The sequence below is a fragment of the Pseudolysinimonas sp. genome (genome assembly GCF_044239695.1).
Taxonomy (GTDB): domain Bacteria; phylum Actinomycetota; class Actinomycetes; order Actinomycetales; family Microbacteriaceae; genus Pseudolysinimonas_A.
Genome location: NZ_JBIIAW010000018.1, coordinates 26626 through 38172, shown reverse-complemented (window position 1 = coordinate 38172; position 11547 = coordinate 26626). Strand labels below are relative to the sequence as shown.

At 70.3% G+C, this 11547-nt stretch carries 10 protein-coding genes; 9 read left to right on the top strand and 1 reads right to left on the bottom strand.

The features are described 5' to 3' along the window. The 8 genes from ftsZ to ACILQS_RS04675 all read left to right on the top strand — a co-directional run. The coding region (gene ftsZ, locus ACILQS_RS04710; RefSeq protein ID WP_395638951.1) for a cell division protein FtsZ at positions 1–1002 on the top strand (1002 nt) is incomplete at its 5' end. Positions 1003–1124: 122 nt separating this feature from the next. After that, positions 1125–1700: a YggS family pyridoxal phosphate enzyme gene (locus ACILQS_RS04705; RefSeq protein ID WP_395638950.1), complete on the top strand. Its 576-nt coding sequence runs from the start codon at positions 1125–1127 to the stop codon at positions 1698–1700. Between the two features lie 54 nt (positions 1701–1754). Further along, positions 1755–2213, top strand: a complete 459-nt coding sequence (locus ACILQS_RS04700; RefSeq protein ID WP_395638949.1) for a cell division protein SepF — start codon at positions 1755–1757, stop codon at positions 2211–2213. A 186-nt stretch (positions 2214–2399) separates the two neighbouring features. Next, on the top strand, positions 2400–3170 hold the full coding sequence (locus ACILQS_RS04695) for a DivIVA domain-containing protein (RefSeq protein WP_395638948.1): 771 nt from the start codon (positions 2400–2402) through the stop codon (positions 3168–3170). After that, a complete protein-coding gene (lspA, locus tag ACILQS_RS04690) occupies positions 3154–3732 on the top strand; it encodes a signal peptidase II (RefSeq protein ID WP_395638947.1) in 579 nt (192 codons plus the stop codon). The genes ACILQS_RS04695 and lspA overlap by 17 nt, the downstream gene beginning before the upstream one ends. A 13-nt stretch (positions 3733–3745) precedes the next feature. Continuing rightward, positions 3746–4669, top strand: coding sequence for an RluA family pseudouridine synthase (locus tag ACILQS_RS04685; protein ID WP_395638946.1), 924 nt, complete (start codon positions 3746–3748; stop codon positions 4667–4669). A gap of 97 nt (positions 4670–4766) precedes the next feature. After that, complete coding sequence (gene dnaE / locus ACILQS_RS04680; RefSeq protein WP_395638953.1) at positions 4767–8231, top strand: DNA polymerase III subunit alpha; 3465 nt, start codon at positions 4767–4769, stop codon at positions 8229–8231. Between the two features lie 42 nt (positions 8232–8273). Beyond that, positions 8274–9623, top strand: a complete 1350-nt coding sequence (locus ACILQS_RS04675) for an FAD-binding oxidoreductase (RefSeq protein WP_395638945.1) — start codon at positions 8274–8276, stop codon at positions 9621–9623. Positions 9624–9644: 21 nt separating this feature from the next. On the opposite strand, the gene ACILQS_RS04670 is transcribed toward ACILQS_RS04675, so the two are convergent. Next, positions 9645–10148, bottom strand: a complete 504-nt coding sequence (locus tag ACILQS_RS04670; RefSeq protein ID WP_395638944.1) for a flavin reductase family protein — start codon at positions 10146–10148, stop codon at positions 9645–9647. Positions 10149–10216: 68 nt separating this feature from the next. On the opposite strand from ACILQS_RS04670, the gene hisD reads away from it, so the two are divergent. Then, the gene (gene hisD / locus ACILQS_RS04665; protein ID WP_395638943.1) at positions 10217–11524 is read left to right on the top strand and encodes a histidinol dehydrogenase; all 1308 of its coding nucleotides are present in this window, start codon (positions 10217–10219) and stop codon (positions 11522–11524) included. The last annotated feature ends 23 nt before the right edge of the window (positions 11525–11547 follow it).

Genomic DNA, 11547 nt, shown 5'->3' with positions numbered 1-11547 from the left:
GACGCCGACGTCAAGCTCGATGTCGGCCGAGAGTTGACCCGCGGCCTCGGTGCCGGTGCCGACCCCGAGGTCGGCCGTCGCGCCGCCGAGGACCACGCGGAAGAGATCGAGGAAGCCCTCGCCGGGGCCGACATGGTCTTCGTCACCGCGGGCGAGGGCGGCGGAACGGGAACCGGCGGCGCCCCCGTCGTCGCGCGCATCGCGAAGTCGATCGGTGCGCTCACGATCGGCGTCGTGACCAAGCCGTTCGCCTTCGAGGGCAAGCGCCGGTCGGCCCAGGCCGAGACCGGCGTCGCCGCGCTCAAGAACGAGGTCGACACGCTCATCGTCGTCCCCAACGACCGGCTCCTCGAGATCAGCGACCGCGGCATCAGCATGCTCGAGGCGTTCGCGACTGCCGACCAGGTGCTGCTCGCCGGTGTGCAGGGCATCACCGACCTGATCACCACCCCCGGGCTCATCAACCTCGACTTCGCCGACGTCAAGAGCGTCATGCAGGGCGCGGGCTCCGCGCTCATGGGCATCGGAGCGAGTCGCGGCGCCGACCGGGCGATCAAGGCCGCCGAACTCGCCGTCGCGAGCCCGTTGCTCGAGGCGTCGATCGACGGCGCGCACGGCGTGCTGCTCTCGATCCAGGGCGGATCGAACCTGGGCATCTTCGAGATCAACGACGCTGCCCGCCTCGTGCAGGAGGCCGTGCATCCCGAGGCCAACATCATCTTCGGCGCGGTCATCGACGACACCCTCGGCGACGAGGTGCGCGTCACCGTCATCGCCGCCGGCTTCGACGGCGGTGAGCCGAGTGCGTACCGTGCCGCTCCCGCACGCCGGGACTCGTTCGTCGCCGCCGAAGCGCCCGTCGGGGTCGGCGCGGGCCTCGCCGCGACGCAGGCCATGGACACGACCGGGTGGGCTGCGGAGCCCGACGCCCCGCTGGGGGCGCCGCTCGACCGCGACTTCGACGACGACGGCGACCTCGACATCCCGGAGTTCTTGAAATAGCCGGTCCGGGAACGGGCAGCGCCGGCCCTGCCTCGTCACTCGCCGACCGGCTCGCGGCGGTCGACGCCGCGATCGCCGACGCGGTCCGCGACGCCGGAACCGCGGCACCGACGCGGATCGTCGTGACGAAGTTCCATCCGGCGTCGCTCGTCCGCGAGCTGCTGACCCTGGGCGTGCGCGACGTCGGTGAGAACCGGCACCAGGAGGCCGTCGCGAAGGCGGCGGAGGTCGCCGACGATCGGCTCGCGTGGCACTTCGTCGGGCAGCTGCAGAGCAACAAGGCGCGAGCCGTGCGTGGCTATGCCGCGACGGTGCACTCGGTCGACCGCGAGTCGCTCGTGCGAGCGCTCTCCGCCGAGGACGGTCGCGTCATCGGCGTCTTCCTCGAGATCGGGCTGAGCGACGAGCCGGGTCGAGGCGGCATTCCCCCGGCGGCCGCCGAGTCGCTGGCCGAGCAGGTGGTCGCCGCGGCGGGGCTCCGACTGCTCGGGGTGATGGGGGTGGCGCCGCTCGGCACCGAACCCCGGCCCGCGTTCGCTCGGTTGCGGGAGATCTCGGAGCGAGTGCGCACCGTCGACGCGGGAGCCGTGGGGATCTCCGCAGGGATGTCCGGCGACTTCCGGGAGGCGATTCTCGAAGGCGCGACACACCTCCGCATCGGGACGGCAATCACGGGGAAACGGCCGACCGGCGGTTAATGTCGGAATCGACGCCGCGCCTGTGACCGCGGCTGCGATCCTTCGGAGGACGACATGGCGAACCCGCTGCGCAAGACGATGGTGTACCTCGGCCTGGCCGATGAGGACTACGACGACCACGTGCCGGCGGCGCCCGTCGCGCCGGTGGCGCACCAGGGGCCCGGTCGCGCGCCGGTCACCCCGCTGCGTCGACCCGCGGCGGTGAGCACCAAGCACTCCGCCGCCTCCGGGATGAACGAGATCCTCACCGTCAACCCGCGCCAGTACAAGGACGTCCAGTCGATCGCCGAGGCGTTCCGCGAGGGGGTGCCGGTGATCATGAACCTCTCCCAGATGTCGGAGCCCGACGCCCGACGCCTCATCGATTTCGCCAGCGGCCTCGCCTCGGGGCTCTACGGCAAGATCGAGCGCGTCACCAACAAGGTCTTCCTGCTCTCGCCCGAGCACGTCGCGGTGAGCGGCGAGTCGGACGAGGTCGAGCCCGAGGTGGATGCGGCCTTCTTCGGTCAGTAGACCGTCCTGCCCGAGAGACTCGGGCCGACGACGTCCCCCGGTTCGCGGGAAGTAACCCTACGAACCACCAGCCACGGCGATGTACTCTGAAGTACGCCCCCGGGACGGAGGGTGCAAGTCGATGTCGCCATCGAGGCGCGACGGAGGTCGCGGGGGTGATGGCGGATAATGCGTGAGGTGAAAGACATGGCCTTGACTCCTGAAGATGTGGTCAACAAGCGGTTCAACCCGACCAAGTTCCGCGAGGGCTACGACCAGGACGAGGTCGACGATTTTCTCGACGAGGTGGTCGTGGAACTGCGTCGCCTGAACCAGGAGAACGAGGAGCTACGTCAGCGCCTCGTCGCCGGTGAGTCCCGTCTCGCGGAACTCCAGCGCTCCGCCGCTCAGCAGGCGCAGATGCCGCAGCAGGCCCCGATGCCCGCGCCGGTCCCCGAGCAGCCCGCCTTCGCGCCCGCCGGTTTCGACCCGAATGCCATGGACCCGGGCAACACCAACAACCTGCTCCAGCTCGCCCGTCGGCTCCACGAGGAGCACGTGCGCGAGGGCATGGAGAAGCGTGACGCGCTCATCGCCGAAGGCCACGCCGCTGCCGCGCGCGTCGTCTCCGAGGCCGAGCAGGGCGCACGCGGCCAGCTCGGGGCGCTCCAGCAGGAGAAGAACGAACTCGAGCGCAAGGTCGAGGAACTGCGTCAGTTCGAGCGCGACTACCGCACGAAGCTGCGCGGCTACATCGAGGGTCAGCTCCGCGAGCTGGAGACGTCGAACGCGTTGAGCGCCGCGCCCGCGCAGCAGGCCGTCGCCGCAGCCCCGCAGGCCGCCGCTCCTCAGTACGACGCGCCGCAGGCGGCCGCTCCGCAATACGCGGCCGCGCCGGCCTACGGTCAGCCTCAGCAGCCCGACTACGCCGCGTACCCGCAGCCCACCGAGTACCCGGGTTTTGGCTCGGGCAACTGACCCGGACGCGCCCGAGGCTTCTCCGCGTCGGCGGCTGAGCCCGCGCGCGCTCGGGCTGCTCGCTGCCGTCGCGCTCGTCGCGTACGGGGTCGACCAGATCACGAAGTACCTGGTCACCTCGACGCTCGAGATCAACGACGTCGTGCCGCTGCTCGGCGAGGTGCTCCAACTGCACTACGTGACGAACCCCGGAGCCGCGTTCTCGCTCGCGACGGGATTCACCTGGATCCTCTCGATCGTCGCGGTGGGCGTGATCGTGTTCATCGTCTGGTTCGCGCCGCGCATCCGCTCGCTCGGCTGGGCGACGATGTTCGGGCTCGTCCTCGGGGGGGCCTTCGGCAACGTCACCGACCGGCTGACCCGACCGCCCGGTTTCGGCGTCGGTCACGTCGTGGACTTCATCCAGGTCTGGGGATTTCCGGCGATCTTCAACTTCGCCGACGTCGCCGTGGTGTCGGCGATGGGACTGTTCCTGATCCTGTCGCTGCGCAATGTGGGACTCGACGGCACCCGTCACACGGAGGCGCCGAAGTCCGACGCGGCCGCGACGGCCGACGACTGAGCGCCGGCACCCTGTGACGGAGAGCCGCAGCCTGCCGGTCCCGGAGGGACTCGCCGGCGAACGCGCGGATGCCGGTCTCGCCAAGCTGCTCGGCTTCTCGCGCAGCTTCGCCGTCGACGTGCTCGAGGCCGGCGGCGTGAGGCTCGACGGCATCCTGCTCGGCAAGTCCGACCGCCTGCGGGCGGACAGCTGGCTCGAGGTCGAGTGGATGCCGAAGGAGGCGCCGCGCGTCATCCCGCAGCTCGTACCGGGCTTCCGGATCGTGCACGACGACGACGATCTCGTGGTCATCGACAAGCCGGTCGGGATCGTCGCCCACCCGGCCCCCGGCTGGGGCGGACCCACGGTGCTCGGCGCCCTCGCCGCCGCCGGCTACCGCATCGCGACCTCGGGCGCCGCCGAGCGCCAGGGCATCGTGCACCGGCTCGACGTCGGCACGAGCGGGCTCATGGTCGTCGCGAAGTCGGAGTCGGCCTATACCGAGCTCAAGCGGCTGTTCCACGACCGGGAGGTCGACAAGATCTACCACGCGGTCGTGCAGGGGCACCCCGATCCGCTCTCCGGCACGATCGACGCGCCGATCGGGCGCCACTCGAGCAACGACTGGAAGTTCGCCATCCGCGCCGAAGGCAAACACGCCGTCACGCACTATGACGCGCTGGAAGCGATGCGGGCGGCGAGCCTGCTGGAGGTGACCCTCGAGACCGGTCGGACGCACCAGATCCGCGTGCACCTCGCGGCACAGCGGCATCCCTGTGTCGGCGACACGCTCTACGGCGCCGACAAGGCCCTCACCGCGCGTGTCGGCCTCGAGCGGCAGTGGCTGCACGCGCACAAACTCGGTTTCCGGCATCCGGCGACGGGGGAGTACGTGCTCTTCGAATCCCCGTACCCGGAAGACCTCCAACACGCTCTCGACGTCCTGCGCGCCGACTGACCTCCGCTTATCCTGAGGGTCGACCCCGGAGCGACGCGTGACAGGTAGTTCAGACAAACAGTCCTTCGTGCACCTGCACGTCCACACCGAGTACTCGATGCTGGACGGGGCCGCGCGGATCGGCGAGCTCATGGCGACCGTCGCCGAGCAGGGGATGCCGGCGGTCGCGATCACCGACCACGGGAACAACTTCGGGGCCTTCGACTTCTGGAAGCAGGCGACCGAAGCCGGCGTGAAGCCGATCATCGGCACGGAGGCCTACCTCACCCCGGGCACCCACCGGTCGGACAAGACCCGGGTGCGCTGGGGCAACGGTGGCGAGGACGACGTCTCCGGCGGCGGCGCATACACCCACTTGACGCTGCTCGCCGAGACCACCGAGGGCATGAAGAACCTCTTCCGTCTCAACAGCCGTGCCTCGCTGGAGGGGTACTACTTCAAGCCGCGGATGGACCGGGAGCTGCTGCAGAGCTACGCCACGGGGCTCATCGCGACGACCGGCTGCGTCTCGGGCGAGGTGCAGACCCGCCTCCGGCTCGGCCAGTACGAGGAGGCCCGCCAGGCGGCCGCCGACTTCCGCGACATCTTCGGCAAGGACAACTACTTCGCCGAGATCATGGACCACGGCATCGGCATCGAGCGGCGTACGATGGGCGATCTCGTCCGGCTCGCGAAGGATCTCGGCCTCCCGCTGGTCGCCACCAACGACCTCCACTACACGCACGCGGCCGACGCGAGCGCCCACGAGATCCTGCTCTCGGTGCAGTCCGGGTCGACGCTCGCCGACCCCAACCGGTTCAAGTTCGAGGGCACGGAGTTCTACCTGAAGTCCGCCGCCGAGATGCGGCACCTCTTCCGCGACCACCCGGAGTCGTGCGACAACACCCTGCTCATCGCGGAGCGGTGCGAGGTCGAGTTCGATACGGGCGCGAACTACATGCCGCGGTACCCGGTGCCGGAGGGCGAGACGGAGCAGTCCTGGTTCGTCAAGGAGGTCGAGCGCGGCCTCGTCGCGCGCTACCCGAACGGGATCCCCGCCGAGGTGCGGGCGCAGGCGGAGTACGAGATCGGCGTCATCCTCCAGATGGGATTCCCGGGCTACTTCCTCGTCGTCGCCGACTTCATCAACTGGTCGAAGAACAACGGCATCCGGGTCGGACCGGGCCGCGGATCCGGGGCCGGCTCGATGGCCGCGTATGCGATGCGGATCACCGACCTGGACCCCTTGCGGCACGGACTCATCTTCGAGCGCTTCCTCAACCCTGACCGCGTCTCGATGCCCGACTTCGACGTCGACTTCGACGAACGTCGACGCGGCGAGGTCATCAAGTACGTCACCGAGAAGTACGGCGACGAGCGGGTCGCTCAGATCGTCACGTACGGCACCATCAAGTCCAAGCAGGCGCTCAAGGACGCGGGCCGGGTGCTCGGCTTCCCGTTCTCGATGGGCGAGAAGCTCACGAAGGCGATGCCGGCGCCGGTCATGGCCAAGGACATCCCGCTGTCCGGCATCACCGACCCCACGCACGAGCGTTACAAGGAGGCGGCCGACTTCCGCGCGATCCTGGAGACCGATCCGGATGCCCGCACCGTCTACGAGACGGCCCGCGGACTGGAGGGGCTCAAGCGCCAGTGGGGCGTGCACGCCGCCGGTGTGATCATGTCGAGCGAGCCGCTCATCGACATCATCCCCATCATGCGTCGCGAGCAGGACGGCCAGATCGTCACGCAGTTCGACTTCCCGGCCGCCGAGGCGCTCGGCCTGGTCAAGATGGACTTCCTCGGGCTGCGCAACCTCACGATCATCGACGACGCCCTCGACAACATCCAGTCCAACCGCGGCTTCCGACCGGTGCTCGAAGAGCTCGAATTCGACGACGCCGAGGCGTACGCGCTCCTGGCCCGCGGCGACTCGCTGGGGGTCTTCCAGCTCGACGGCGGGCCGATGCGCTCCCTGCTCAAGCAGATGCGCCCCGACAACTTCGAAGACATCTCCGCCCTCATCGCGCTCTACCGGCCCGGCCCGATGGGGGCCAACTCGCACACGAACTACGCGCTCCGCAAGAACGGGCAGCAGCCGATCAGCGCGATCCACCCGGAGCTCGCGGAACCGCTCCGCGACATCCTCGACACCACCTACGGCCTCATCGTCTACCAGGAGCAGGTGATGGCGATCGCGCAGAAGGTCGCCGGATTCTCGCTCGGCCAAGCCGACATCCTGCGGCGTGCCATGGGCAAGAAGAAGAAGTCCGAACTCGACAAGCAGTACGCCGACTTCGAGGCGGGGATGCTCGCGAACGGCTTCTCGAAGGTGGCCGTGTCGACGCTCTGGGAGATCCTGGTGCCGTTCTCCGACTACGCCTTCAACAAGGCGCACTCGGCCGCGTACGGCGTCATCTCCTATTGGACCGCCTACCTGAAGGCGCATTTCCCCGCCGAGTACATGGCGGCGCTGTTGACGAGCGTCGGCGACGCCCGCGACAAGCTCGCGATCTACCTCAACGAATGCCGGCGGATGGGGATCAAGGTGCTGCCCCCGGACGTCAACGAGTCGATCGCGTTCTTCGCCGCGGTCGGCGACGACATCCGTTTCGGCCTGGGGGCGGTCCGCAACGTGGGCTTCTCCGTCGTCGACCAGATCAAGCGCACGCGCGAGGAGAAGGGCGCCTTCACCTCGTTCCACGACTTCCTCACCAAGGTGCCGATCCAGGCCGCCAACAAGCGGATGGTGGAATCGCTCGTGAAGGCCGGCGCGTTCGACTCGCTCGGCGACACGCGCCGGGCGCTGATCGAGATCCACGAGAGCGCCGTCGAGCAGGAGGTCAAGCGCAAGCGGGAGGAGGCGAACGGGCAGGTCGGATTCGACTTCGACAGCCTCTGGGACGAGCCCGAGCAGTCGACCCAGGTGGTGCCGCCCCGGCCGGAGTGGAACAAGCGGGACAAGCTCGCCTTCGAGCGCGAGATGCTCGGACTGTACGTCTCCGACCATCCGCTCGCCGGGCTCGAGCAGACCCTCGCGAAGCATGCGAGCGTCGCGATCAGCGACCTGGTGAGCGGCGAGGCGGCCCACGACGGCGAGCAGGTGACGGTGGCCGGGCTGCTCACGAGCGTGCAGCACCGCACCGCACGCAACTCCGGCAACCAGTACGGCATGGTCACCGTCGAGGACTTCGGCGGCGAGGTCACGGTGCTGTTCATGGGCAAGACCTACCTGGAGTTCTCGCCGTCGCTCCAGAACGACTCGATCGTCGTCATCAAGGGTCGGGTCGCGACCCGTGACGACGGACTGAACCTGCACGCGGTCAGCCTCTTCGTGCCCGACACCGGAGCCTCGCTCGGCTCCGGGCCTCTCGTGATCTCGGTGCCCGAACACCGCGCCACCACCGAGGTGGTGTCGGCGCTCAACGAGGTGCTGATCCGCCACCGCGGTGACAACGAGGTGCGGCTGCGGCTCGTGCGCGGGGAGAGCGCGCGGATGTTCGAGGTGCCCTTCCCGGTCACGGTCACCGCGGATCTCTACGGCGAGCTGAAGAGTCTCCTCGGACCCAACTGCATCGTCTGATCGAGGCCGGAACGGGTCGGCTGTCGTCACTAGCATCGTCGCATGCATGAACTCGCTGCCCAGATCGAGGGTGTCGTCCTCGAGCCGTCCGACCCCGGGTTCGCCGCGGAGGTCGCCGGCTTCAATGCCGCCGTCAGCCACACACCGACGCTGGTGGTCGGCGCCGCTTCCGCCGCCGATGTCGTCGCCGCGGTCCGCTACGCCGCCGAGCACTCGCTGCCCGTGCGCGTCCAGGCGACCGGGCATGGCGCACACGTCGCCGTCGCCGACGGCCTGCTGATCACCACGACGCGCATGGATGCCGTGACCGTCGATCCGCGACGTCGCGTCGCGACCGTCCAGGCCGGTGCCCGGTGGGCGGCCGTGGTCGCGGCGGCATCGCCGCACGGGCTCGCGCCGATCACCGGGTCGGCCGCGTCGGTCGGGGTCGTCGGGTATCTGCTCGGCGGAGGTTTGGGCCCGCTCGCGCGCAGCCACGGCTTCTCCTCCGACCGCCTGCTCGCCGCGACCGTCGTCACGGCGGACGGCGACATCGTGGACGCCTCTCCGACGGGCGACGCCGAGTTGTTCTGGGCCCTGCGCGGGGGCAAGGGCGGTCTCGGCGTCGTGACCGAGATCCGGGTCGGCCTCGTCGACCTCCCGCAGCTCTACGCCGGCTCGCTGACGTTCGACGGTGCGCACGCCGAAGCCGTGCTGCGCGGCTGGATCGACTGGTCGGCGAGCGCCCCCGACGACGTCACGACCTCCGTGGCGCTGATGAGGTTCCCCGACCTCGATGTCGTCCCGGCCGAGGTCCGCGGCCGCTTCGTCGTGGCGCTGCGCCTTGCCTATCCGGGTGCCGCCGCGGACGGTGAGCGGCTCGCGGCACCCCTGCGGGCGCTCGCACCGGTCGAGATCGACGCGCTCGACGCGCTTCCGATCGCCGACGTCGCGCGCATCCACGGCGACCCGTCCGGCCCGCTGCCGAGCTGGGGGTGGGGCGCGCTGCTGACCCCGCTCGATCAGGAGTTCGCGTCGACCCTCACCTCGCTGTTCCACCCGAGCGCGCCGCTGCCGTTCCTGGGGATCGAATTGCGCCACCTCGGGGGAGCGGTCGCACTCGACGTCGAGGGCGGTTCCGCGGTCGGAGGCCGCGAGGGCGCCTTCGCGATCCACGTCCTCGGGGCTCCCGACCCGTCGCTCTTCGCCGAGGTGCTCCCGCGCGCCGCCGCGGGATTCGCCGAGGCGATCCGGGCGTGGATCGCGCCCGCGACCAACATCCATTGGATCTCGCACCTCCCGGAGGCGGTCGAGTTCGCTTCGGCGTGGCCGGAGGCGACGTTCACGCGGCTCGCCGAGGTGCGTCGCCGCGTCGATCCCGCGGGAGTCTTCGCCTACGGGCCGCACGCCTGACGGGCGCGGCGAAGACCGGGCTCAGCCGGTGACCGGGACGCCCGGCGTCAGGTAGGTGCGTTCGTGGTAGAGCAGGGCGTCGTCGTCGGGGCCGAGTCCGCCGTCCTCCACCTGCACGACGACGACCGCGTTGTCCGCAACGGGGACGCGTTCCACGATCCGACCCAGCATCCAGGCCGGCACGTCTTTCAGGAGGGGGAGACCGAGCGGTCCGGGGGCCCAGTGGTCGCCGGCGAACCGCGCGTCATGGGGGCCCGAGAGACGGTCGGCGAGCGCGCGGTTGCGGGCGCCGAGCAGGTGGATGACGACATGGCTCGTGCCCTCGACGGCGGGCCAGGCGGTCGAGACCCGCGCCATGTTGAACGTCGCGAGCGGCGGCACCGCGGCGAGGGACGCCAGCGACGTGGCGGTGAAGCCGACCGGGGCACCGTCGGGAGTCAGCCCGGTCACCACCGCGACCCCCGCGGCGTGCCGCCGGAAGGCGAGTTTGAACGCGGACAGGTCATCGACGATGTGCGGTTCCACTCACCCAGTCAACCTCCTGGAGCGGACGGGCATTCCCGCCCCGGCGGAGTCCGTAGCATGGATGGGCCATGATCCAGACGATCGATCTCCGCGGACGCCGCCCTTCCTCGAGCGAACTCCGAGCCCTGGTGCATCGCGCCGAGGTCGACGTGTCCGCCGCGATCCCGGTCGTCTCCGGCATCATCGACGATGTGCGGGCCCGCGGCGCCGAGGCTCTCGCCGAGCAGTCCGACCGCTTCGACGGGGGGCGCGCTCCCGCGATCCGGGTCGACCCGGCGGCGATCACCGCGGCCGTGGCGAAGCTCCCGCGCGAGATCCGGGCCGCGCTCGACGAGGTCATCGGGCGGGAGCGCACCGCGAGTCGTGCCCAGGTGCCGCCGCCCGCGGTGACCACGATCGCGCCGGGGGCCCGGATCACCCAGCGCTGGCAGCCGGTCGATCGGGTCGGTCTCTACATCCCGGGCGGCAAGGCCGTGTACCCGTCGAGCGTCGTCATGAACGTCGTGCCTGCCCAGGTCGCCGGCGTCGGCTCGATCGCCCTGGCCTCGCCGCCGCAGGCGGACTTCGACCACGGCATCCACCCGCTCATCCTCGGTGCGGCCGGGGTCCTCGGGGTCGACGAGGTCTACGCGATGGGCGGGGCCGGCGCGATCGGCGCGCTCGCCTACGGCGTTCCCTCGCTCAGCCTCGATCCCGTCGACGTCGTCGCCGGCCCCGGCAACGTCTACGTCGCGGCCGCGAAGCGCGTCGTGCAGGGCGCCGTCGGAATCGACGCCGAGGCGGGACCTTCCGAGGTGCTCGTCATCGCGGATGGCGGTGCCCACCCGGTGGTCGTCGCGGCCGATCTCATCAGTCAGGCGGAACACGACGAGTCGGCGGCGGCGGTGCTCGTGACCGACTCGCCCGAGCTCGCGGATGCCGTCCGGGCCGAACTCGAGCGGCAGGTCGCGCGCACCGCGGCCCGCGAGCGCGTGCTCGTCTCCCTCGGCGGCCCGCAGTCGGCGATCGTCCTCGTCGACGATCTCGACACCGCGGCGCGGGTGAGCGACGCCTACGCTCCCGAGCACCTCGAGATCCAGACCGTCGATCCAGAGGCGCTGCTCGACCGAGTCTCGCACGCCGGCGCGATCTTCCTCGGCACGCATTCGCCGGTGAGCCTCGGCGACTACCTCGCCGGATCGAACCACATCCTGCCGACCGGCGGCACCGCGCGGTTCACCGCCGGGATCTCGGCGGTCACCTTCCTCCGCCCGCAGCAGGTCGTGCAGTACGACGCCGACGCCCTCCGCGCGGTCGCCCACCACATCCGGGCGATGAGCGACGCCGAGCAGCTCCCGGCGCACGGTGACGCGGTGGATGCCAGGTTTCGAGCGTGACGGCTCCAGCGCGCCTATCCTGA